Source organism: Thiohalobacter sp. (assembly GCF_027000115.1).
Classification (GTDB): Bacteria; Pseudomonadota; Gammaproteobacteria; order Thiohalobacterales; family Thiohalobacteraceae; genus JALTON01.
In genome coordinates this window covers 52,146-75,484 of the sequence record NZ_JALTON010000061.1, presented here as the reverse complement: position 1 = coordinate 75,484, position 23,339 = coordinate 52,146, and the positions used below count along the sequence as shown (strand labels likewise).

Here is a 23,339-nt window from a genome sequence, read left to right as displayed (position 1 = left end):
TCAGAGTCCCCGCACGCCGATCAGGCCGGCCAGTTCGTCGAGCCGGAACACCGGGCCGTCGCGGCAGACGAAATGCGGGCCTATCTGGCAATGGCCGCACAGTCCGACGCCACACTGCATGTTGCGTTCCATGCTCAGCCATATGGCTGATTCTTCGATCCCGCGCTCACGCAGGCTGTCGGCCGCGGCCAGCATCATGGGCTCCGGGCCGCACATCATGGCCAGGCTATGGCGCTGACAGAAGTTGAGGCGGTCGATGAGCTCGGTGACCCGCCCCACATGCCAGGGCCAGTCAGGGCCGGCGGCATCCGCGGCGATCTGCACTTCCACGTCCGGCATCTTCATCCAGGCCTCGTACTGCGCCCGCCAGATGAGATCATCGGCATGTTTCACGCCCTGCACCAGCGACAGCCGTCCGAAGCGGTCCCGTCGGCGCATCACGTAGTGGATCACCGCCACCACCGGTGCGCAGCCCAGCCCACCGGTGACGATCACCAGGTCGCGACCCTCCGCCTCGGCCAGCGGCCAGCCGCGGCCGTAGGGCCCGCGCAGTCCCAGCCGATCGCCCGGCCGCAGTGCTGCCAGGGCATGGGTGACCCTCCCCACGGCCCGGATGGCATGATGGATCTCGCCCTCGTGTGCAGGATCCGAGACGATGGAAATGGGCACCTCGCCGATGCCGGGCAATGCGAGCATGTTGAACTGGCCCGGATCGAAGCCGTAGGCTGCCTGCGCTGCCCCATCGGTGAAGCGCAGGGCGAGCGAGAAAATGGTGGGCGACTCCTGCACCCGGTGCACGACCTCGACCACCCACGGCAGCCGGCTGTCCAGCATCTGCGCGCTCATGACGGTTGCTCCAGCAGGCTGGCGAGTTCCTCGGTCACGTCGATGCCCACCGGGCACCAGGCGATGCAGCGCCCGCAGCCGACACAGCCGCTGCGCCCGTACTGGGTTTCCCAGTCGCAGAACTTGTGGGTGAGCCACTGCCGGTAGCGGGCCGCGGTATCGCCGCGCAAGGGGCGACCGCCCAGCAGGCTGTGACCGGGGCTGAAGCAGGAATCCCACACCCGATCCGTCTTTCCGCCCTGCCCCGCCAGATCGCTCTCGGCCCGCTGGCGGTGGCAGAAGCAGGTCGGACAGACGGCGGTGCAGTTGCCGCAGGCCAGGCAGCGCTCCGCCACCCGTTCCCAATGCGCCGAGGTTCGCTGGCGGGCCAGCCCCGAGAGCGGTGCGTCTGGTAGGCGGCGGGTCTGCGCCGCGACCGCCTGTCGACGCTGTAACCGGGCTTCCTTCCTCTGCTGCTCGCTCACCGGGGAGAGATCGATGTCGGCCAACAGCTCGGCGCCACGATCACTGCCGATGGTCACCAGGAATCCGGCATCCAGTTCATCGAGCAGCAGGTCGAACCCGGCATTGGCACTCGGGCCGTCTCCGGTCGCGGCGCAGAAGCAGGTCGCGGCTGGACGGGCACAGTTGACGGCCACCAGAAACAACGCCTCCCGTGCGGCACAGTAATGCGGATCGATGGCCGGCCCCTCGACGAAGTGCGCATCGGTAAGTCGCAGGGCGGCAAGATCGCAGGCCCGCACCCCGATGACGGCAAGCGATTCCGCTTCCGGTGTCACCGGACGGAACGCCAGCCTGCCGTCCTCCCCACGCGTCCATCCCCACAAGGGCTGGATGGGTGCGAACAGCAGCGGCTTGACCGCCTGCGGCCCAACCACCCAGTCGAACTGGCGTGGGCTGTCGGTGTGGCGAAGCTCGGCGCGGCCCGGTCCCGCATCAAGAGCAACGCCCACGGGAAGCCGGCTGTCTCGGGCCAGGGGAGCGAGGACGATGGCGCCATCCCGTACCTGCGGCCCATACACCCGATGGTGCCGTGCCAGGACCTCGATCAGGCGCTCCAGCCCCTCGCGCGTCAGAAAGCCGGCGGGTTCGACCATAGGACAGGATCAGAGATGCAGCAGGCCGCCCAGCGCAACCAGCACGGTGCCGGCACCAAGCACACGTGCGGGCATACGCCGCGGCGTCATGCTGATCTCGGCAACCACCAGGCCGAGACCGATCAGCGTCACACTGCTGATCACGAACCCCGCCAGGAAGCCGCTGCCGCTGGACTCGACGGCATGCACATAGCCATGCAGGGCCGAACAGGCCATCAGCAGCAGCCCCAGCCCACGCCGGGGCCGGTCGGCGACCAGGAGCAGAATGAGCCCGCTGGCCAGCAGCGACAGTGCCAGCAGCGTCTCGTTGGCCGGGAGCAGCAGCCCGCCGATGCCGGCCAGCATGCCGGTGGCGAGGCCGGCCATCGCCATGGCCAGCAGCGAGCGGCCGGCGGCCCCACCCGCGAAACGGATCAGCGCACCCAATGTCATCAGCCCCAACAGGTGATCGACACCCGTCCAGGGATGCAGCAGGCCGGCGAGCAGATGGCCGGACGGCGCGGCCGCGGACACATGCGCCAGGGCCATCCCCGGCACCAGCAGTGCGAGGGCAACAAAGAGCATGCGAAGCAATGTCATCATGCGCCGGCCTCCGGGAGTCGACATAGTGTCATCTGCGCCCCTTCTTCATCCACGCAGTGACGGACATGTACCGCTCGGGTAATACAGACAACACCCGCGAGTGGTGCGCAGAACCTCGCCGACCCGCTCCGGAGCCGCACCCAGGCGGATGACCTGCACCCCACTCCTTGCCGGCAAGGAACAGACTGTTGCCGGTCCCGCGACCATGATCTCCTGACATGCGGCCCACTCTCCCCCATGAGCGTTGCAGGATGATTTCAGTATGGACCGTCGCAGGCAAGGGTCAAGCACCCGCCTTGACCTGTATCAAGCCAACGCCGATGGCGCCCGTCGGTCACACCCGACCTTGGCCTATACTGTAGGGCGGGCAACCGCGAGAGGCCCACGATGTGTCTCGGTATTCCCATGCAGATCATTGAAATCGACGGCTTTCAGGCACGCTGCCGCGCGAAAGGCGTGGAGCGCGACGTGAGCCTGTTCCTGATGCAGGGCGAACCGCTGGCCGCCGGCGACTACGTGATGGTGCATGTGGGCTATGCCATTCAGAAAATCGCGGAACCCGAGGCGCACAGCGCCTGGACCCTGTACGACGAGATGCTGGAACGCGTGGACGCGCCGGATGCATGAGCTGTCGGTATGCCAGGCCCTGGTGGCCCAGGTGGAAACCCTGGCGCGGGAACGCTCGGCACGCGCCGTGCTGCGCATCGAGGTGGCGATCGGCCCGCTGTCCGGTGTCGAGCCACAGCTGCTGGCGCAGGCCTTTGCCGTCGCCAGCGCGGGTACCCTGGCCGAGGCCGCGGAGCTGGTGCTGCACGAACCCGCCATCCAGGTCCAGTGTGATCGCTGCGGACAGGTGACCGAGGCAGGTCCCAACCGGCTGGTGTGCGCATCCTGCGGCGACTGGCGCACCCGCCTGCTGAGCGGTGACGAACTGCTGCTGGAACGCGTTGCCCTGGATTGTCCCGATCCCCCCGATACCCTGCACTGAGAGGCACTCGTCATGTGTGATACCTGCGGCTGCAACCTGACCCCCGGCAACCGGCACCTGGTCGAGACCGACGCCCCCCTGTCCCGCGTGCCCGAGGCCGGTTCGGCGCTGGACGTGCTGTCCGGGCTGCTGGCGCAGAATGACCATCAGGCGACCCACAATCGCGAGCACTTCGACCGCCATGGGGTGCTCGCGGTGAACCTGATGTCGGCGCCCGGTTCCGGCAAGACGGCGCTGCTGGAAGCGACCATCCGCGCGCTGCGAGGCCGTCTGCGAGTGGCAGTGATCGAGGGCGATCTGGAAACCGAGAACGACGCCGAACGCATTCGCGCCCAGGGCGTGCCGGCGGTGCAGATCGCCACCGGCTCCGCCTGCCACCTGGACGCCCACATGGTGCACCAGGCCCTGCACGAACTCGAGCTGGCGGACATCGACCTGCTGTTCATCGAGAACGTCGGCAACCTGGTGTGTCCAGCCAGCTTCGACCTGGGCCATCACCTCAACGTCACCCTGCTCTCGGCCACCGAGGGTGACGACAAGCCGGCCAAGTACCCGGTGATGTTTCGCGGCACCGACCTGATGCTGGTCAGCAAGGCCGACCTGCTGCCGATACTCGACGACTTCGATCCCGCCCGCGCCGAGGCCCATCTGCGCAACCTTGCCAACGCGGCCCCGGTGCTGCGGCTCTCGGCCCGCGACGGCCAGGGGCTGGATGCCTGGCTGGCGTGGCTGGACGCGCGCCTGGCCGAACTGGCCGACGCCCGTGCCCGGGGCGCCAGCCTGCAGCCGCGCATGCAGCCGGATGGCGCGCAATTGCACGCACGGCCTTCGGGGCCATGAACGACCAGGAGGCCCGCGACTGGCTGCAGCGCATCCGTGCCCTGCCCGACCAGGGGCCGGTGCGGATCATGAACGTCTGCGGCGGTCACGAGCGGTCCATCAGCCTCGCCGGCCTGCGCGATGCCCTGCCCCCCGCCATCGAGCTGATCCCCGGGCCGGGCTGCCCGGTCTGCGTCTGTCCGGAAGAGGACGTCTACCGGGCCATCCGCCTGGCGCTGGAAACCGACGCCATCCTGGTCGCCTTCGGCGACATGCTGCGGGTCCCGGTGAACGTGCCGCGCGGCGAACCCCGTTCGCTGGAACAGGCGCGTGCCGCCGGCGCCGATGTGCGCCCGATCGCCTCGCCGGCCGAGGCCGCACGGCTCGCCCTTGCCCGTCCCGAACGCCCGGTGATCTTCTTCGCCGCCGGCTTCGAGACCACCATGGCCCCGGTGGCGGCCCTGCTCGCGGAAGGCCTGCCCGGGAACCTGTTCCTGCTGCTGTCGGGCCGGTTGACCTGGCCCGCCGTCGCCATGCTGCTCGACAGCGAGACACCGGGCTTCGATGCCCTGATCGCGCCCGGGCACGTCAGCACCGTGATGGGGCCGGAGGAATGGCAGTTCGTGCCCGAGCGCCATGGCCTGCCCACCGCGGTCGCGGGATTCGGGCCGGAATCGCTGCTCGCCGCCATTCACTCGGTGCTGCGGCAGCGGCTCGAACAACAGTGCTTTCTCGACAACTGCTATCCGGAGGTGGTCCGTCCCGGGGGCAATCCCACCGCCCGAGCCCTGCTGACGCAAACCCTCGGGGTGACCGACGCCAACTGGCGCGGCATCGGCGTGATATCCGACTCCGGCTTTGTCCTGCGCGAGGCCTTCGCCGCCCACGATGCGCGGCGGCAGTTTGCGCTCGCGGAAAAACCCGAACGACGCCGGACCGGGGAAATGCCGCCGGGCTGCGACTGCGCGCGGGTGGTGCTGGGCCGCATCTACCCCGACCAGTGTCGCCTCTACGGCAAGGGCTGCAATCCGCGCAGCCCGATCGGCCCCTGCATGGTCTCCGATGAAGGCGCCTGCCGCATCTGGTGGCGCCATGGCATCCACAGCGGGGTACCGAGCGAGGCCTGAGCCGTTTCAGCCCGAGGCGAAGATCCAGAAATAACCCAGGTTGTACCAGCCGTGCAGCAGCATCGGCCAGCGCAGCGTCCCGTACCGGTCACGAAAGAAACCGAATACCAGTGCGGGTGCCAGCACGGCCGCGGCCGCCAACGGCGGATGCGTGAGAAAGTGAAGCGCGGTAAAGATCAGCGCGGTGATCAGGTTGCCCCCCGTCCAGCCATGCCAGGCACGCGCGAGTGTCGGACGTTCCAGCAGCCAGCCCTGCAGCAGGCCACGGAACAGCCATTCCTCCACCACCGGATAGAACACCACCAGGAACAGCAGCTCCCGCGGCCGGTGCAGCGGCCACAGCGGATCGATAGCGGGATTCAGCCAAAACACGCCCATGCCCCACAGGGGCAAGGGCGCCAGCCAGGCCGCCAGCAGCCAGGGATCGCGACCCGGGCTGGGGCGATCAGTCACCAATCTGCAGCAGGACCTCGCCGCGCGCGCGATTGACGATGGCCGCCTGCTCCGCATGCAGCACGCGATCGTCGACTGTCAGCCGGCCACGTATGCGGTAGTAAAGCTGCGATTCCTGGTCGCGCAGGACGCGGGCCCGCGGAATGGGCGTATAGGCGTAAAGCGTCAGGTCGACCACCCGAAACTCGCTGCGATCGCGTTCCCAGCCGTATTCCTCGCCACGCTCGTAGGCCGTGGAACAACCGCGCCAGGGTCCCGCGCGATAGGGTACGGCGCGCTCGAACCAGGCGGTGTTGATGCGCAGCTTGCGCGGCCGGCATTCCTTGTACACCACCGCCCGCGGGGTGGGCGCATCCACGTGCCACTCGTCCTCCAGCAGCTTGCCGAGCCGCTGCGGAAAGTCATCACGCACCAGCGGTCGATAGTCGACCCGGAAGCTGTCGGCATCGGGAAACTGAAAACTGAAGCGTTCCTCGTCGGGATCGTATTCCAGGAATACGGGGAACTCGACCTCGACCCCGTCGAGTACTTCCTCGGCAGCGCAGCCCGTGTGCAGGCGGGCCAGCCGGGCCTCGTACTCGGCCCGGCTCTCGTACTCGCCACGCGGCGGCACATATTCCTGCCGCGCCAGACAGCGCTCGTAGGCCTCGATCCAGGCCGACAGCGGCTGCACCCGACCCTGGTGGGCCAGCGGCGGATCGCCCGCCTGGCTGGCCGCTGCCAGCAGCAGCATCAACAACATCCATCCGATACGCATGACCTCTCCCCGCGACCGGTCCCGGGTTGCCGGCCCGCTGGCATTGTAGCCAAGCCAGCCTGTTGCACCAAGGCAGGCAAGCCATGGACATCCTCCCCCATGCTATGATGCAGCGCGACTGCATGACACAACGAGGATCGAGGCATGTCTTCAGGGGGCATACTGGTCACTGGCGGCGCCGGCTACATCGGCAGCCACGTGGTCCGGCAGCTGGTGACACGCGGCGAGCGCGTGGTGGTTCTGGACAACCTGTCCACGGGTTTCAGGGAGGCGGTTTCCGGCGCCGAACTGGTGATCGGCGACACAGGCGACCCGGAACTGGTATCCCGACTGCTGGCCGAGCACGGGATCGAGTCGGTGCTGCATTTCGCGGCCCATACCGTGGTCCCGGAGTCAGTGGAGAATCCGCTCAAGTATTACGGCAACAACACCTGCCATACCCGCAACTTGCTGGCCTGCTGCCAGGACGCGGGCGTGAAGCATTTCATCTTTTCCTCCACCGCCGCCGTCTACGGCATCCCCGAGGGCGACTACTGCGACGAGCAGAGCCCGACCGCGCCCATCAATGCCTACGGTGCCTCAAAGCTGATGAGCGAATGGATGCTGCGCGACCTCAGCCGGGCCACGCCGCTGCGCCATGTGGCCTTGCGCTATTTCAATGTCGCCGGTTGCAGCCCCGACGGCAGCATCGGCCAGTCCACGCCGCGCGCCACCCTGCTGATCAAGGTCGCCTGTGAGGTGGCCACCGGTCGGCGCGAGAAGCTGTACGTGTTCGGCACCGACTATCCCACGCCGGATGGTACCGGCGTGCGCGACTATATCCATGTCGAGGATCTTGCCGAGGCGCATCTCAAGGCACTGGATCACCTGCGCGGCGGCGGCGAGTCGGTGACGCTCAACTGCGGCTATGGCCATGGCTACAGCGTGCGCGAGGTGATCGAGGCCGTCGAACGAGTCGCCGGCCACCCCCTTGCCGTCGAGGAGGCACCGCGTCGTCCCGGTGATCCCCCCATTCTCATCGCCCGGGCCGACAAGGCCCGCGCACTGCTTGGCTGGGCGCCGAAATACGATGACCTGGACCTGATCGTGCGTACCTCGCTGGAATGGGAGAAGAAGCTGGCGCGCGGCGAGGCCTATGGCTGAGGCCAGGACCCCGGCAGGCCCTCAGGTCTCCCCGCGCACCGCCTTGCGCGCCAGGTGGGGGATGAGCAGGTGCAGCGGCATGCGCAGATAGTGCCCCCGCACGTAGAGCAGCCAGCGCGCCAGCGGACTGCGGGCATCGCTGCAGCTCTCGTGCTCGGGCAGCAGGGCCCTGTCGAACAGGCTGTCGAGCACCCCGAGGGCAAAGGGTGCCGACTTGTCCAGCGCCAGACGCAAGGACGCCGGCGGCGCGCGGCCCAGCAGCCGTTCCCGATAGCGCATGGCATAGTACAGCGGTCGTTCCAGGCCGAGCACGCGCGCCCGCTCCCCGAGCCGGACGTAAAAGTCACTGTCTTCCGCGCTGAAATGCCTCAGCAGGCCATCCATGTCCAGCAGATCCCGCAGGCCATGCCCGAACTCGCCCTCGTTGAACAGGTGTACTGCGCTGTGCAGCACCATGTCCGCCGGCTGGAGCACGCGCACATCCACACCATGCGCCGTGTCATCCGGCAATGCCAGCGGCAGTGATTCCTGCCACAGCGGAGCGACGGCAACCGGTGTCCGAGCCGTGTCCGGGACGATGTTGTGATGAACGTCCAGCAGGGTGCGCCGTTTGGCATGCGCCAGCGGCGGCAACTCGTGCATCCAGGTCCGGTAATAACGCTGATCGTAGGGGTCTGAGTGGTTGCTTACATAGCCGGCGAAGAACAGCGCGCGCTCGACCGCGGCCAGTGACGCCCTGGGCACCAGGATGTCCACGTCGGAGAACACCCGGCCCTCGGCCACAGGCAGCTCGGCCATGAGATAGGCCGTGCCCTTGAGCAGCAGCACCGGGATGTCCAGCTCGGCGAGTGCGAGCAGGATGCGATCCACTTCCCAGCGGATGACCTGGGCGTGGTGCCTCGCAGCCGCCTCGCCCCACTGCAGATGAGCCGCAGGCTCGGGCGGCACCGGGATGCCGGCCGCCTCCAGCACGCTCGCCAGTCGTGCCAGCAGGCCTGCGCGCCGCGCCTGGCGAACGAGCAGGTCCCAGCCGGCGGGCTCCAGCGCGGCCGCCTTCTCCGGCGACAGCAACGCCTCCAGCAGCAAGGGGCGCTGCACCCTCATGACGCCCTCGCCTCCGCCTCGCCCTGGCACAGGCGATCGAAGGCCACCAGGGCGTCTTCGAGACGGCCGTAGTGGAACTCCTGGCAGCTGACCGCATCGATCAGCGCACAGGCACGCTCGAATCCGGCGACCCCGTGGAGATTGAAGTTGAAGGCGTTGTCGATCAGGTGCAGCAGGGTGTGCGCCCGCGACCGGGGCCTGAAGCGCGCCGGCTGCCCCGCCGCGTACACCGGCACGACCACATGCGCGGCCTCCGCCGGTTCGGCCATGCGATCGATGGCCTCGCGCCGCGGCTTCAGATGGGCCACGGTGCCCTTGAGGGTATCGGCGCAGGCGGGGCCGATGACCGCCTCCGGCGAGAAGCGCCGGACGACCTCGATGGATTCGTTCTTGAGACTCACCGGGCGCGGCACCGGATCGATACGGCCATCGTCCATCCGCAGCAGGGTGAGCTCGTCCGACAGCAGTCGCCAGCCGCGCTCGACCAGGCCGGCACACAGGGTGCTCTTGCCCGACCCCGGCGGTCCGGGGAGGATCACCGCCTGGCCGTCGCGCTCGATGACCGCCGCATGCAGCACCAGGTAGCGGGCCGTGTGCTGGGCCAGGCACCAGTTCAACCCCCACTCCAGCGCCGGATAGGCCTGGGCGCGTGGCAGGGGGCGAAAGGGTGCGAGACCATCGAACAGAAACTGAACCTGCGGCCGCAGCCAGCGACGCACGCCGCCAGGTGCAGCAACGGCCACCGGGAAGTCCACGAATTCACCGGAAGGCAGCAGCGGATAATCGGCATACAGGCGTCCGATAGCCTCCGCGACATCGGGCAGCCTGGTGGTGACGGCGATCCGGAAGGGGCCGATGGGCAGCACCAGGGCGCCATGGGCCAGCCGATCACGCAATCCGTCCGGGGACAGGTCGCGAACCTTCATGTGACCGGCCGGATCAGTGCATGCTGCTCGAACTTCCACAGCACCTCGTCGATGTATTCGGCGAGATCGAAACCTTCCTCGAAATCGAAGCGCGCCCTGAGTTCGCGGGCCAGTTCACCGCTGCTGAAAGCGCCCTCGCGCAGCAGCTCCAGCAGGGTCCCGGGCAGCAGATCGAACAGATGGGTGTCACCGGAACGGGCCTGGAAGCAGACCCATTCCTCGTCATGACGGTAGATATGCAGGGGCAGATCGCGTGCGGTCCAGCGGTCGAAACGATCGAGTGCGGAATGTGGCCGCGATGTCACCAGCTTGCCCCCGAAGCATGTACCAGGTCGGCATCAGGCACGCCGCCGCCGGGCGGAATGATTGATGCCCGGCGAACGCGGTTGTTTCTAATATGTCGGTTTCCCCGTGGTCTTGGTGCAGCCGGGGCCGGTACCGCCGCCATCGCCCGGATCGTTACCCAGCGGGCAGAAACGCTCGTTGAGCTGGGCGAAGGCGTTCTTGAGGCCCTCGACATCGGTGAGGTAGTCGGCGGTATAGAGATCGATGATATCCTGGTCCGTATAACCGAAGTTCAGGCCACCGGGGTTGGCGCGGTTGTAGGCCCCGTTGAGCAAGGCGGCCGTGGCATGGCGCGCCAGGGCATTGTAGTTGCCGCCTTTCAGGCAGAGGGCATCGATCAGGGTGAGGTCAGCGGGCATGCCCGGGAAGGCCGGGAACACGTCCGTCCACAGGGTCTTGGGATCGGTCGGGCTGTAGGGGCTGGTCCAGCTTCCGAAATGCTGCTGCTGGCGCCAGTAGCCGGGCGTGCACCCTTCGCAGATTTCCTCCGGGCCGGACATGTTGCCGGACATCATGCCGGACAGGGTGCACTTGGATCCCGCCAGTGCCGGCCGGCTGGCGACGGTCAGCATGACAGGGGCCGCAACGACCGCTGTCTTGATCAGGCGGCGACGGGTCGTCCCGCCGGCACCACGCTCGGTGCTCGCGGCCTGGTCCTGGGTCGGGTGCTCCGGTGTCTTCTTGTCCGTCATGTCGTTTCCCGATCTCTGCGGTGTTCGTGAATTTTACAACGCCGCGAACGACCTTCCGGTCGCCGCGCTTCGCTGAGTCCTTTTCCCCATTCGGGATGCACAAGCCGTGCCTGTTGACAAAACTATCAGTTTTATCCGCATGTTGCACCACCTGCGTTCAAGGGCACGCACTGCCGACGGACAAGGTATGTAAAAATTCCTGACATCAGCGCAGTCCCTCCAGCAACCTGCGCGCATGCCGTATGGGGATGGCATAGGCGATGCCGCTGGGCCGGCTGAGGATGTTTTCCTTGGATTCCTTGACGAAGACCATGTTGAGAATACCCACCACCCGGCCGGTTTCCGGATCGTACAAGGGGGAACCGCTGTTGCCGGGATAGGCCACGGCGTCGAGCTGGAATACCGGAAAGGGGTCGCGCAGCTGCTTGAGGCGGCGGCCGTTGAGCTGGCGGGCGCTTCCGGCCGGAATCGCGATCGGCGAGATCGCCGACACCATGGCCCGGTGGGTCACCGGGAACAGGCCCAGCACGGTGCCGATGGGGAAGCCCGTGATCAGAAACAGGTCGCCCTCCCGCACCCGCTCCGAGTCACCCAGCGGCAGAACCGGCAACGGCCCGCCCTCGATGGCCAGCACCGCCACGTCGTGGTCCGGATCGCGCGCCAGCACCCGAGCGGCGTGCATACGCGAATCCGCTCCGCGGCCGGAGAAGACCACCAGAGTCTCACGCTTCCGTTCATTGAGGCTTTCGGGCAGCACGTGCACATTGGTGAGCACCGTGCGTCCGTCGCCGACCACGAAGCCCGTGCCCCGGAACAGCGCCGGCGGCCGACGGGTGGGCTGCAGTGTACCCACACCCACGACCGCGGGGCGAGCGCGCTCAATGGCTTCCGGGTAGCCGGCCTGGACCACCGAAGGCACCGGCACCGAGAGCATCAGCAGTGCCAGAATCGCCACCACCCACCGCATCTTCATGGCGGCCATTCTCACGAGCAGCCCGCGGACGCGTCAACCGCCCGCTCGGCCTCTGCCGCGGCCGCCAGACACAGGCGCCCGACCGCCGAGTGCTGCACCATGGCCTCTATGGCCGCGACCGTTCCCGCCGGCAACCGCTGGCGCCACTTGAACAGCCCGGAGCGCGGGTTGCGCACCACGCTGAAGTAGCGCCTGCCTGCGCTGCGCGTCTGTTCCAGCCGATCGAGAAATCGATCCGTCTGCGGGTTCCCGGCCACGCCGGCATGCGCGAACAGGGCGGTCAGCTCGGCGCGCAGAGTCACGCACAACCGCTCGTAGGACACCAGTCGGTAGCTGTCACCACCGGCCATCTCCGCATGGGTCTTGTCGTTCTGCACCATCCACTTGAAGGCCACCTGCTCCGCCGGTGAACGCGCTGCGATGTCCGCCTTGTCGAAGGGGTAGCCCGCCGCCTCGGGCATGGCGAACACGGCATCCAGAAAGGCACCCCCCTTCATCAGTCCCAGGCGATGGCCTTCCGCCACCGAAGCGGCCACCGCGCAGGGATGCCGAACAATGTGCAGGAAACGGGCATCGGGACGGGCACGCGCCATCAGCCGCAGCCGGCACAGCGAATCGACGGTCTTGATGACGGTCACCGGCGGCGGCATCCGCAGGCAATCCGGGACGCGCAACGCCGGATCCTTTCCCCATGGCGGCAGCTTGCTGCCATAGACCAGGGCCCGATGCAGCCAGTTTCCGGCCGGCGAGCGAAACGACTTCGGGAAGGTCGGCGTGGTTGCCGCGCAGCGGGCCTGGTTGGCGGCCATCAGCGCCCCGAGATAGTCGCGCATGGCATCGGCATGGGCCTCGACATCCCCCGCGTCGGGATGGAAGGGAATCTCGGGCCGCCGCAGCACGGAGTCGGGCTCGTGCCGGTAGAGTACCTCCGGCGAGCTGTCGAAGAGCTTGGCCAGGAAGGTCGTACCGGAACGGCCTGAGCCGGCGATGACGACGAGGCGGGACTCGGGCTCTGACATGGGGCGGAACTTCCACTGCATGCGCGACGCGGGACCGCCAGCATAAGCGGCAGGCTTGCACCATCACAAGCCGCTTGCGCATCACCGCCCTGTGCTAGACTGCGGCCGTTCGCATGGAGCGCGCCGAGACAAGGGATCGGAGGGATGTTGCGTCCACTGCTGTTGTTCCTGCTGATGTCCGTGACTCCCGCGCCGAGCGGTGCGGCAGAGCCGTTGCCGGCCAATCGCTGGACCCCGCTGCCGACCGAGGCCAACGGCTTCAAGCGCCCGCAGCACGCGGGGCTGGCCTACGACAGCCGCCGCCGGCGCCTGCTGGTATTCGGTTCCGATACCCACGGCCGGCACTGGGACAACAGCGTCTGGGCCTGCGATCTCGCCGACGGCCGCTGGCACCGGCTGGACGGCCCACCTTCCAGGCCGGCCAGTTACCGCGTCACTGCCGACGGTGTGCCGGTGGCCGGCGAGCCCGGCGCGCCCCGGCCCTGGGCCATGCACACCTACGACGGGCTGGTCTATGACCCCGTCCACGACCAGCTGATCGTGGCTGCCGATCCGGGCCACAATCCGAAGGGCAAGAAGCACCCTTACCGCAGCAATCCCGTGTGGCGTTTCGACCTGCGCACTCTGCGCTGGCAGTTCGATCCGCCGACCGCGAATACGCCGCGCCTCTTCAATGCGGTTTCGGCCTGGGACAGTGCGCGCTCCATTGCGGTGCTGGGCCGCTTCGGCCTGTGGGAACCCGACCCGGAGCACGGCGGCTGGCGCAAGGTCGGCGACAAGCCACCGCCCATCGGCCATTCCACCCTGGTCCATGACGACCGCCGTCGGCAGTTCGCCCTGTTCGGGCACTCCCGGCTCACCAACGAGGTCTGGATCTATCACCCCGGGTCGGCGCCGGCCACCGACGGCCGCTGGGAACGCCGCACCCCGGGCGGCGATGCCGCGCCCCACGACCAGCACATCCCGGCCGCCTTCGCCAGCCGCGCCGGTCTGTACGTGCTGGTCATCGACGACAACGCCACGGTGCTGAAGCCCAACGGCCGCCGCAAGCTGGTCGAGAAGCCGAGGCGCAGCCTGACCTTCCTCTATGACCCGGACGCCGACCGCTACATTCGGCTTCGCGGGGCCGAGCTGCCGCCGCAGGAGATGAATTTCATGATGACCTACGATCCCGGCCTGGATGCCGTGCTGCTCGTGACCGGCAACTGGCGGCACCCGGTACGGATCCTCGCCCTGCGGGTCGATCCCGCCGCGGCCCATGCACAGCACTGATCGCGCTGCCTTCCTGCTGTGTGCGCTGCTCTGGCTGCCGCTGGCCACGGCGACCCCCGAGCCGCCGGACGAGCGCTGGGTGCTCGCCCCTTTCACCCAGCCCCTCGGAGGCGGCCCCGAAACCGGTCCGGCTGCGGCTTCCGGTGGTGGCGGGCTGGTGGTATGCGAGGATGGGCAAGGCAACCGTTTCATCGCCGGCGAGCACTGGATCGACATCATCCAGCCCGATGGCCTGCGCCGGCACGTCGCCGGCAGCGGTCGCCCCGGCTATCACGAAGGACCAGGCGAATCGGCCGAATTCCGGCTGGGGCACGGTGGCTACCTGGGCGCCTTCGACATGACCTGCGGTGACGACCAGGTATTCGTCTTCGACGACGGCAACAACCGCATTCGACGGCTTTATCGCACCGACCGGGGCTGGTTCACCGAGAGCTGGGTCGGCGGGGGCAACACCCGGCTGCGCCTGGGCGAAAGCGCCCGGCCCCGGGACTTCCTGCTGCCCTCGGCAGTGGGCATTGCCGTGGATGGCAGCGGGTATCTTTGGGTGGGCAGCTATCACGCAGCCTACCGGGTTTCGCCCGACGGCTCGCGCATCACCCGGGTCGCCGACTGGCCGGAGAGCACCGCGCACCGTCCGGGCAAACCACCAACCCTGCATATTGTGCATGGCGGCACCGATGCAGCAGGCCGGGTCTATTTCATGTCCCGGAGCCCGGACGTCGTGATTCGTGTGCAGGACGGCCGCGCCACCCACGTCGCCGGCAGGGTGGTCGGCCGGCGCAAGCCGCTCGAACTCGGCGATACCACGCCCCTGCAGGCCTACATCAACACGCCCTCCGGCCTGGCCATGGACATGCAGGCCCCGGCGCTCTACCTGTCCGGTGGCGACGAATACGACATCCGCAGGATCCCGTTCGACATGGCGGCATTCACCGCCACTCTGATGCGAAACGGGCGCTGGGACCATGCCAGCGTACACCCCAATCGCAGCCGCGGTCCGGCACTGTTCGAGCCCGGCATCGACGGCCAGCTCCGGCCACATGGAAAGCTGACCGTGTTCATGAACTGCCACCTCCTCGGCAACGACCGCCGCGGCGGCCTTTACGGCCTTCTCTATCCCTGGCGCGGCATGACCCAGTACCATGCCGGTGTCGGGCTGCTGCCCACGCGAATCTACCGTCTTGAGCGAGCGAGAGCACCCTCCCGATGAGTATGCAGAAGGTCCGGCTGCTGTCCCTGCTGCTGGGGTTGCTCCCGGCCGGCATCGGCGCGGCGCCTCCCCTGGTGTCCGTCTCCGCACCCGTCACCCTGGGCGCCCCCCGGGGGTTGCATTACAGCCCGGACGTCGTTGCCCTGCATGAGGGTTATGTCGTGGTCTGGCAAAGGGGGCAGGATCACGCGGGCGGCCCGGGTGCCGGCCTCGAACTCCAGGTTCTGGATGCGAGCGCGAATCCGCGCCGGCCGGTGACGACCCTGTGCGATGCCGCCGGCAGTCAGGAACACCCCCGGCTGGCGAGCAACGGCCGTCAGGGACTGGTGGTCTGGCAGGACTTCCGCAATGGGCACGACTGGGATGTCTATGCCGCGCGGCTGGATGCCGGCGGCGAGCCGCATCCCGGGTGCGGATTGGTCCTGGCGACCGGCTCTGCGAATGCCGCGCTCCCGGTGGCGGCAACGGCGGGAAGGCGCGGTTTCCTGGTGGTCTGGCAGCAAACCGATGACCACGGTTTCTATCGGCTGCATGCGGCGCTGGTGCCTCCTGCCGGCAAGGTGCGGTTTCTGGGCCCCGTCCTCAATCAGGCACCCGATGCCGCCGACTGGCATGGCTACACACCGGGCTGGGGCACGGGGCGCCAGCCGCTGCGCGCGGGCCAGCAGGATGCCCTCGTGCTCACGGGGGGACGCGCGGAGGTGATCGAGACCGACCCGGAGGGTGGCGCCTGGTTCCTGACCTGGCACGACGAGGCCAACTGGGCGCCCGGGAATCGCGGCGGCATCACCCGCCGCGTGGCACGGCTGGAACTGCGCGGGGACCGGCTGGTGGCAACGGCTGTCAGCGCCGCGCCGTCGAACGGCCTGGCAAGGAACGAAGGCGGCCTGGCGCGGAACGGGGACCGCGTGCTCCTGACCGGGCGCAGCATCATCAACCGCGGCAACAGCCATGTGTCCGGTGCAATCCTTCCCGCTGATCGGCTCGCCTTCCTGCCGAATCCGAACACGGAGCCGCGCAAATTCGGCGCCGGCTGGGATCCGAGCCGGGTCTTCAGCCTGTTCCGGGCCGCGCTGGGCATGGAAGGACCGGTGGCCGCCACTGCGTTCGGTGCAGGTTTTCTGGTCGCAGCAGTCGGAGACAGCCGCGCCGGATCGATTCATGCCCGGCGCATCATCGGCAACTTTATCGACCGGGAAGGCCGTCGCCTGCTCGTGGACGGCGACTGGCCGGTCCTGCACCAGGGCGAGGCCTTGCCATCACACCCCGTCCTGGCGGGGCGCGGCAAGACTGCGCTGCTGGTGTTCGAGCAACGCAGGGGGGCCGACCGGCTGATCCAGGCCAGGCTGATCCGGGGGGCAGTTCCGTGACCCTGCGCGCCCGTATCCCCTTGCTCGTCTGTCTGCTGCTGGCGGTCACGGCGACGCAGGCCGCATTGCGTCGCGACCGCGCCGACTACGACTGGGACGGCCGGCACTTCCGCCTGCCGCTGGAGGTCCGCGAGACCGCCGGAGTCGACCGGGAGCGCTGGCCCTTCACCAGCGGCGTGCCCTTCCCGCCCGGCGTGCTGGACAGGACCGACCGTCTGCGGGTTACGGATGAACAGGGCCGGGCGGTTCCCTGCGAATTTCATGTCCTGAGCCGCCACGCGGCCCGCGACGATTCGGTGCGCTGGCTGCTGCTGGACTGTCAACTCGACATCGCGGCCCACGAACGCAAGCGGCTGTTCCTCGACAATGCCGGCGACGGTACCCCCCTGCGGCCCGGCATCCGGGTCAGCCGCACCGCCAAGGGGCTGACGATCGACAACGGGCTGCTGCAACTGGACCTGGAACCCGGCCAGGGCGTTTCTCCGGGACGGATCCGCTATCGTGGCAGGGCACTGCTGGACACCGCCCCCGACGGCGGACTGGTGCTCACCGGTCAGGCTGTCGACCGTTTCCGGCATTTCACCGGCAAGTCCTGGAATACCCACGGCTGGAGCCGTGATGTCAGCGAGGAACGCGCGAGCATCCCCGCCCGTGACTACCGGGCCCGGGTCGAGAACCTGGAAATCGAGCAGCAAGGGCCGCTGCATCTGGTCGTGCGCCTGGAAGGCGACTTCCTGCCGCGCGACGGCAGCCCGCCACTGCCCGGCTTCTATCGCCACACCACGCGCCTCCATGTTCACGCCAACAGCCCCCTGGTGCGCATCGAATCCTCTCTGGAGAATTCCGAACCGCGCCAGCCGCAATGGATGTATCCGTTCAGCGAGGCGCGCCTGGAGCTGCCGCTGGCGCTGGGAGATACAGTGGAAGCGGTCGTCGGGCGCGGAGAGGAGGCCGTGACCCTGGTCGCACGCGACCTCGAGGCGCTGCAGGGCATGCCGCGCGAGGTCCGTCAGGGCCGCAAGCAATTTGCCCGGCCCGGCCAGCTGGTCCTGACCGCGGACGGCGGCACCCGGGCGTCGGATCGTCCGCTGCGGTATCTGCTTGCCCGCTCTGCCCGGGGCAGCGTAGGCGTGACCCTGCGCTATATCTGGCAGGAGGGACCGCGTGCACTGCGTCTGCGCAATGGCCGCCTGGCGGCCGCCTTCCATGCCCGTGATCCCGCGGCGCCGGAACCCTATGACCTGGATTTTGGCGAACGCACCCTGAACGACCTGCTCTTGTTCCTCTCCGACGGCCCCATGGATCCGGAGGCCGCGCATCGTTATGCGCTGGCGTTCGAATATCCGCTGTTCGCGCGCGCACCCAATGCCTGGTACGCGGACAGCGAGGTCTGGTACTTCGAGTTCAGCCCCGAAGCCAGCGATGTCCGCCTGCGCAAACGTCGCGCACAGGATGGCCACTGGGTCCCGGAACTGGCGGGTTATCGCCGCTTCGGCAATGCGCGCGGCTACAATTCCGGCGGCCATCACGAGAGCCTCAACTCGGCCTGGCTGGACGCGCTCGCGAGCGGTGACCCGATCGAGTTCGAGCACGATCTGGCGACCAGCCGCTGGTTGATCTCGCACAACCCCGGCTGGCATTACCGCGACAATCGGCTGCGCTTCGGCGAGGGCGCGGAACGACTGAAGGCTCTGGATCGGCAACTCGCCGCCTGGAACCGGCTCACCGCCTTCGGACCCAAGGACTTCCGCCTCTGGGGCCTCGGTCCGAAGGCGCAGCCGGAACAGGGGCCACGGCTCGGCGGGACCAGCTACTTCAATCGCTACAAGTGGCTGCCCGACCATGAACACTATGCGCTGTTCCAGATCTTCGAGTACTACTATCTCACCGGCGACCGGCGCGCGCTGGACAGCATCCATGGCTTCGTCAACTGGGATCTGAATTTTCAGCACCGCCACCTGTTCCGCGGCGAGACGCGGCCGCTCGACGATGTGACCCTGTTCGAGCGGGATCCCGAGGCCATGCGCCGGGGGCACTATGCCCGTGTCTACAGCTGGATGCTCTATACGAATCTCGCCGGACTGCAGGCCACCGGCAGCCCGGTCATGGATCTCTATGCCCGCTGGCAACTGCGGCGCATGCTGGCGCTGCTGCGCCACCGGCACGGTCAGTTGACCCGCTGGGATGTGGCGCCCGGGGCACTGCTCCGCATTCTGCCGGATTCGCTCGCCCGGCGGGTCAGCAACCATGTCGACCTGGATCTGTTGCGAGCTGACGAGGAGATTTACACCTCCTGGGCCAAGACCTGGATGGAGGCGCAGGGCACGCTGGCCCTGCACGAGGCCTACAAGCATTACGACGACGAGCGCATCCTCGACGGGCTCTGGGGTCAGGGCGACTATTTCGCCCATCACGTGATCTTCTATCCCCGCCTTGCCATGGTCAACCAGATCACTCACATGCCCAATGCCCTGCTCGGCATCGGGCCGCGCGCCCTGAACCCTCAGCGTCACGACCGCCACGTACAGATGTGGCCGGTGCTGTTCCACTACAGCGGCTGGCAGGCACTGCTGGATCGCTACCGCGCCTTCGAGCAGTTTCGCAACCAAAGTCCGAGCTGGTTCACACAGACGCTGGCCTGGGAACAGAAGGTGCGGCCGAAACGCAGCCATCGGCCACCCGAACACGTCACCGATCTCGCTGTCGAGGCCGTGACCGACAACGGCGTTACCCTGACCTGGACCAGTCCCGCGGATGATGGCCCGAGCGGTCGCGCCAGCCGTTATTTCGTGAAGATCAGCCGCAAGCCCATCGTGGCCTGGGCACCCACCGATCATCCGGATCGTGCCGCTGCCAAGGCCCGCATCGTGGCCGAGGTAGAAAACCAGGTTCTGGGTGACCAGAAAAAACGCCGGCGCCGCAAGGACCGCTACGAGATCGACCCGAAGAGCGTGCAGGGCGAGGACCCGGACCAGCCCCGCGCCCATCCCGACTGGCATCGGGTGAACGCCTTCTGGATGGCGGAGCATGTCGCCGGCGAACCCCTGCCCGGTCCGGCCGGGACCCGCGAACGCTTTCGCCTCACCCACATCCGGCCGCACACCTGGTTCGGGCTGGACCGGGACCAGCCGCTGGCCGAGTTGCCGCCCGGAACCTGGTACATCGCCTTGTGCAGCTGGGATTCGGACCGTAACCTGAGTGCACTGTCCAATGTCGTCGAGTTCGAGTGGCGCTGAGCACTGCCCGAGGTCACCCCTTGCCTGAATCCCCGCCACCGCGCATCAGCGCCGTCATCCCCGCGTACAACAGCGCCGGTTTCATCGCCGATGCCATCGCCAGCATCCGTGCCCAGACGGTGCCGGTCAGCGAAATCATCGTGGTCGATGATGGCTCCCGCGACCACACCGCGGAGCGGGTGCGCGCGCTCGGCGAGGGCATCCGCCTGATCGAACAGTCCAACCAGGGGCCTTCCGCCGCCCGCAACCGCGGCATCGAGGCAGCCGGCGGCGACTGGATTGCCTTCCTGGATGCCGACGACCAGTGGCTTCCGGACCGCCTCGAACGCCAGTTCGCGGTGCTGGCCCGACATCCCGACGTAGCGCTCGTCGCCGGCGACATGCGTGAAATCGACGCCCACGATGCCGTCATATGCGACTCCGTCCTCGCCCGGCACGGCCTGCGCGAGGCCTTCGACGAGCACCCGGTGCCCCGCGCCGCCGCCCGGCTGCTGGAAAAGAACTTCATTCCCACCGGCACGGTACTGGCCCGGCGCGACATCCTGAGGGCGCTTGGTGGCTTTCGCACGGACATCCGCTATGGCGAGGATCTGGAACTCTGGGTACGCATCGCGCTGCAGCACCCGATCGTCATGCTGCCCGAGGTCATGATGCTGCGCCGGCAGCACGGTGCCAATGCCACCCGCGACGAGGCACCCATGCTGCGCGATCTGGTGCGGGTGATGCAGTCGCTGCGCGATTTCGAGCAGCCCGCGCTGGAGGAACAGGGCATCGACATCGAGGCCGGTATCGCGCGCGCCTGCTGGGTTCTGGGCTACCATCGCCTGAATCACGACGAGCGTGACGAGGCGCGTCGCGCCTTCGCCGCCAGTTTCCGCAGCCGGCCCTCGCCGCGCGCTGCGGTCTTCTGGCTGCTGGCCGCCCTGCCCCCGCCGCTGACCGAAGGTCTGCGCCGCGCCCGCCGAACACTCAAGGGAGACTCATGAGCCAGAGCCCGACACCGCGCACCGTGGTCTATGTCGAAAACGGCATCGGCTACGGCGGCGCCGCCATCTGCATGCGCCACCTGGTGCGCAACCTGGACCCGGCCCGCTACCGGCCGCTGGTGGTCACCGGCCGCACCGGACCCGAGTACGAGGGCATCAGTGCCGAGGCTGACTGGCGCCACATCCCCGATCGCCACCTCGACGTGGTGGGCATGCGGCGCCGGCTGGCCGAATCCGGCTGGCTGGACCGGCCGCTGGCAGGCGCGGTGCTCAACCAGCTGCTGGCCCGGCTCGATGATGTCGCCAACTTCCTGCCCTTCTTCCTCGGCCTGCTGTGGACATCCTGGCGTGCCCGCGCCGCGCTGATTCACGCCAACAACGAGCCCCTGTGCAATCGTGCTGCGCTGCTGGTGGCGCGGATATTGCGCATTCCCGCCGTTCAGCATGTGCGCGGCGACCAGAGCGGCTCCCGGATGATGGGCTGGAGCTACCGCCTGCCGGACCACTTCATCCCGGTATCGCACTGGATCTCGGAAGGCATCGGCCGGCTGGGCGTGCCCGAGGAACGGCGCACCGTGATCTACGACGGCATCGAACTGGATGCCCTGCCGCTGGACACGGATCGCATGGCCTTCCGCCGCCGACACGGCCTCGGCGAGGACGATTTCGTGGTGGGACTGGTCGGGCTGCTGATCCCCTGGAAGGGGCAGGAACTGTTTCTCGACGCAGCGAAGCGGCTGGCAGACCTCGCGCCGGAACTGCGCATGGCCATCATCGGCGGCACCCCGGATGACTGCCGGGAATACGAACAGAAACTGCACCAGCGGGTACGCGAGGAGGGACTCGGGGGGCAGGTCCTGTTCACCGGACACGAGTCGAACATGCCCGAGGTCTACAACAGCCTGGACGTGGTCGTGTCTGCCTCCACCTCGCCCGAACCGCTCGGGACGGTGGTCATCGAATCACTGGCTCTGGGCCGGCCGCTGGTGGCTCCTGCCCATGGCGGCGCCAGGGAAATGGCCGAGCACGAACGCACGGCCCTGCTGTTCCGGCCGGGTGATGCCGAGGACCTGGCCCGGTGCATCCGCCGCCTGCACGACGACCCCGGACTGGGTCACCGGCTGGGCGCTGCAGCACGCGAGCATGCCCTCGCCACCTTCGCGGTGGAGACCCACGCCGATCGGGTACAGGCCGTCTACGACCGGCTGCTGGGAAAGGGAGGAGACGGCGTCAGCCGTTGACGCGGATATTGATCCAGCGCAGCAGGCGGTTGTGCGCCCGCAGGGCGGCCCGGACCGGCAATGGCGGCCGCCGTGCCGGGGTGGCCAGCGGATAACCATTGCGCAGCAGGGTATCCTTTGCCGCACCCTCGAACAGTGCCAGCTGCCGGGGTGTCATCCGCTGCCGCCACTTCTCCGCGTTGCCGGCATCGATGTCACGCGCCAGCAGGGGAGTCTTGCCCCCCTCGGCGCGCGCTTTGCGGAACTCGATCACCGCCGAACTGAAAGGGAGGTCGAGAAATTCGCAGATACGCCGTACGCTGCCCTCCTGGTCGCTCAGTAGATCTTCGTAGCGAAGCTCGAAGTAACGTTGCGGGCCGAGCCGGGCACCCTCGGTCTGGCCCGCCTCGACGTACTGTTCCCAGATCTTGGCGGCGTGATAAAGGTTGTACACATTGAGGTCCCTGGCCCGAGCCCGCATGGACAGGGCGGCATCCCGGCCGTCGCGGATGATGTGAACAAAGCGGGCATCCGGAAACAACTCGGCCAGCAGTGGCAGGTGGAGGACATAATAGGGGGTCTTGTCCCCCCAGCGTGACTTGCCCTCGCCCGCCGCATTGGCCGCGAACAGCCCGTCGATCAGGGCCGGTATGCTGTCACGGCCCTCCTGGTGAAATCGCGCAGCCAGCGCCTCGACATCGAAGCGCACGCCGTGCAGATCCTCGGCCAGAAAGCGCGGCCGCAACCGCTGCATCTCTGCCAGGACCCTCCTGACCCCGTCACGGGTAGAGAGGTCGCCGAACTCGGCCCGTCGCCGCCACAGCGGAATGATGAAATGGCTCTCGGCCGTGGGCAACGACAGATCGGGATGCGATCTGAGCATGAACTGCAACAGGGTCGTTCCCGAGCGGGGTGCGCCCACAATGAACACCGGTCCTGGCGCTTGCCTGTACGACACTGACGACCTCCCCGAAGCCTGCGAGCATGGCATGCTACCAGCCGCCTGGGCTTCGTGCGAACCACGCCGGAAAGCAGTCGGTCCATACGGGGCATGGTCCCGGCGAGATCCCCGATCGGAAGGTCGCCTTGCCATGCCACCTCTGAGTATACTGGCGAGCCGATGCTGCCCATATCATTGTCCATGCCCGCGCACCCTTTCCGCCCAGCCTATTGC

General features: G+C 67.9%; 23 protein-coding genes. 11 read left to right on the top strand and 12 right to left on the bottom strand.

Annotation, left to right across the window (positions count from 1 at the left end; genetic code table 11):
• From MVF76_RS12815 to MVF76_RS12805, 3 genes are read right to left on the bottom strand one after another with little or no spacing between them, the layout of a single operon-like run.
• Window positions 1–846, bottom strand: a complete 846-nt coding sequence (locus MVF76_RS12815; RefSeq protein ID WP_297529754.1) for an FAD/NAD(P)-binding protein — start codon at window positions 844–846, stop codon at window positions 1–3.
• Entirely contained in the window at window positions 843–1,943 is a 1,101-nt protein-coding gene (locus MVF76_RS12810; RefSeq protein WP_297529752.1) for a 4Fe-4S dicluster domain-containing protein, read from the bottom strand. Before MVF76_RS12810 ends, MVF76_RS12815 begins: the two co-directional genes overlap by 4 nt.
• A 9-nt stretch (window positions 1,944–1,952) precedes the next feature.
• Window positions 1,953–2,525, bottom strand: a complete 573-nt coding sequence (locus MVF76_RS12805; protein ID WP_297529750.1) for a HupE/UreJ family protein — start codon at window positions 2,523–2,525, stop codon at window positions 1,953–1,955.
• Between the two features lie 387 nt (window positions 2,526–2,912).
• Here MVF76_RS12805 and MVF76_RS12800 point away from each other — a divergent pair, with 387 nt between their 5' ends.
• Genes MVF76_RS12800 through hypD form a run of 4 tightly spaced genes read left to right on the top strand, consistent with a single transcriptional unit; the run spans window position 2,913 to window position 5,459 of the window.
• Window positions 2,913–3,152, top strand: a complete 240-nt coding sequence (locus MVF76_RS12800; RefSeq protein ID WP_297529748.1) for a HypC/HybG/HupF family hydrogenase formation chaperone — start codon at window positions 2,913–2,915, stop codon at window positions 3,150–3,152.
• On the top strand, window positions 3,145–3,513 hold the full coding sequence (locus MVF76_RS12795) for a hydrogenase maturation nickel metallochaperone HypA/HybF (RefSeq protein WP_297529746.1): 369 nt from the start codon (window positions 3,145–3,147) through the stop codon (window positions 3,511–3,513). The genes MVF76_RS12800 and MVF76_RS12795 overlap by 8 nt, the downstream gene beginning before the upstream one ends.
• Window positions 3,514–3,525: 12 nt before the next feature.
• Window positions 3,526–4,353 (top strand): hydrogenase nickel incorporation protein HypB, encoded by an 828-nt coding sequence (gene hypB / locus MVF76_RS12790; RefSeq protein ID WP_297529744.1) that lies wholly within the window; start codon window positions 3,526–3,528, stop codon window positions 4,351–4,353.
• Window positions 4,350–5,459 (top strand): hydrogenase formation protein HypD, encoded by a 1,110-nt coding sequence (gene hypD, locus MVF76_RS12785; RefSeq protein WP_297529742.1) that lies wholly within the window; start codon window positions 4,350–4,352, stop codon window positions 5,457–5,459. Before hypB ends, hypD begins: the two co-directional genes overlap by 4 nt.
• Window positions 5,460–5,465: 6 nt before the next feature.
• Here hypD and mrtJ read toward each other — a convergent pair whose 3' ends face one another.
• Both mrtJ and MVF76_RS12775 read right to left on the bottom strand, forming a co-directional pair.
• On the bottom strand, window positions 5,466–5,912 hold the full coding sequence (mrtJ, locus tag MVF76_RS12780) for a JDVT-CTERM system glutamic-type intramembrane protease MrtJ (protein ID WP_297529740.1): 447 nt from the start codon (window positions 5,910–5,912) through the stop codon (window positions 5,466–5,468).
• On the bottom strand, window positions 5,905–6,669 hold the full coding sequence (locus MVF76_RS12775) for a hypothetical protein (protein ID WP_297529738.1): 765 nt from the start codon (window positions 6,667–6,669) through the stop codon (window positions 5,905–5,907). Before MVF76_RS12775 ends, mrtJ begins: the two co-directional genes overlap by 8 nt.
• Before the next feature lie 144 nt (window positions 6,670–6,813).
• Between MVF76_RS12775 and galE the strand changes: the two genes are divergently transcribed.
• Window positions 6,814–7,812, top strand: coding sequence for a UDP-glucose 4-epimerase GalE (gene galE / locus MVF76_RS12770; protein ID WP_297529736.1), 999 nt, complete (start codon window positions 6,814–6,816; stop codon window positions 7,810–7,812).
• 21 nt (window positions 7,813–7,833) lie between these two features.
• Here the strand turns inward: galE and MVF76_RS12765 are convergent, their stop codons facing one another.
• From MVF76_RS12765 to MVF76_RS12740, 6 genes are all read right to left on the bottom strand, one after another.
• A complete protein-coding gene (locus MVF76_RS12765) occupies window positions 7,834–8,916 on the bottom strand; it encodes a nucleotidyltransferase domain-containing protein (RefSeq protein ID WP_297529735.1) in 1,083 nt (360 codons plus the stop codon).
• Complete coding sequence (locus tag MVF76_RS12760; RefSeq protein WP_297529733.1) at window positions 8,913–9,842, bottom strand: HprK-related kinase A; 930 nt, start codon at window positions 9,840–9,842, stop codon at window positions 8,913–8,915. Before MVF76_RS12760 ends, MVF76_RS12765 begins: the two co-directional genes overlap by 4 nt.
• Window positions 9,839–10,147: an HPr-rel-A system PqqD family peptide chaperone gene (locus MVF76_RS12755; RefSeq protein ID WP_297529731.1), complete on the bottom strand. Its 309-nt coding sequence runs from the start codon at window positions 10,145–10,147 to the stop codon at window positions 9,839–9,841. The genes MVF76_RS12760 and MVF76_RS12755 overlap by 4 nt, the downstream gene beginning before the upstream one ends.
• Before the next feature lie 87 nt (window positions 10,148–10,234).
• Window positions 10,235–10,879: a hypothetical protein gene (locus MVF76_RS12750; RefSeq protein WP_297529729.1), complete on the bottom strand. Its 645-nt coding sequence runs from the start codon at window positions 10,877–10,879 to the stop codon at window positions 10,235–10,237.
• A gap of 205 nt (window positions 10,880–11,084) precedes the next feature.
• A complete protein-coding gene (locus tag MVF76_RS12745; RefSeq protein ID WP_297529727.1) occupies window positions 11,085–11,852 on the bottom strand; it encodes a S1C family serine protease in 768 nt (255 codons plus the stop codon).
• 11 nt (window positions 11,853–11,863) lie between these two features.
• A complete protein-coding gene (locus tag MVF76_RS12740) occupies window positions 11,864–12,871 on the bottom strand; it encodes a sulfotransferase (protein ID WP_297529725.1) in 1,008 nt (335 codons plus the stop codon).
• Window positions 12,872–13,015: 144 nt separating this feature from the next.
• On the opposite strand from MVF76_RS12740, the gene MVF76_RS12735 reads away from it, so the two are divergent.
• From MVF76_RS12735 to MVF76_RS12710, 6 genes are read left to right on the top strand one after another with little or no spacing between them, the layout of a single operon-like run.
• A complete protein-coding gene (locus tag MVF76_RS12735) occupies window positions 13,016–14,143 on the top strand; it encodes a hypothetical protein (protein WP_297529723.1) in 1,128 nt (375 codons plus the stop codon).
• Complete coding sequence (locus MVF76_RS12730) at window positions 14,130–15,353, top strand: hypothetical protein (RefSeq protein WP_297529721.1); 1,224 nt, start codon at window positions 14,130–14,132, stop codon at window positions 15,351–15,353. Before MVF76_RS12735 ends, MVF76_RS12730 begins: the two co-directional genes overlap by 14 nt.
• Entirely contained in the window at window positions 15,350–16,723 is a 1,374-nt protein-coding gene (locus MVF76_RS12725) for a hypothetical protein (RefSeq protein WP_297529719.1), read from the top strand. Before MVF76_RS12730 ends, MVF76_RS12725 begins: the two co-directional genes overlap by 4 nt.
• Window positions 16,720–19,959 carry a hypothetical protein gene (locus tag MVF76_RS12720; protein ID WP_297529717.1) on the top strand — a complete coding sequence of 1,080 codons (3,240 nt, stop codon included), beginning with the start codon at window positions 16,720–16,722 and terminating at the stop codon, window positions 19,957–19,959. Before MVF76_RS12725 ends, MVF76_RS12720 begins: the two co-directional genes overlap by 4 nt.
• 20 nt (window positions 19,960–19,979) lie before the next feature.
• The gene (locus MVF76_RS12715) at window positions 19,980–20,945 is read left to right on the top strand and encodes a glycosyltransferase (RefSeq protein WP_297529715.1); all 966 of its coding nucleotides are present in this window, start codon (window positions 19,980–19,982) and stop codon (window positions 20,943–20,945) included.
• Window positions 20,942–22,186, top strand: a complete 1,245-nt coding sequence (locus tag MVF76_RS12710) for a glycosyltransferase family 4 protein (RefSeq protein ID WP_297529713.1) — start codon at window positions 20,942–20,944, stop codon at window positions 22,184–22,186. Before MVF76_RS12715 ends, MVF76_RS12710 begins: the two co-directional genes overlap by 4 nt.
• Here MVF76_RS12710 and MVF76_RS12705 read toward each other — a convergent pair.
• The gene (locus tag MVF76_RS12705) at window positions 22,176–23,156 is read right to left on the bottom strand and encodes a sulfotransferase family protein (protein WP_297529711.1); all 981 of its coding nucleotides are present in this window, start codon (window positions 23,154–23,156) and stop codon (window positions 22,176–22,178) included. The two genes, MVF76_RS12710 and MVF76_RS12705, sit on opposite strands and share 11 nt — an antisense overlap.
• Window positions 23,157–23,339 lie beyond the last annotated feature (183 nt).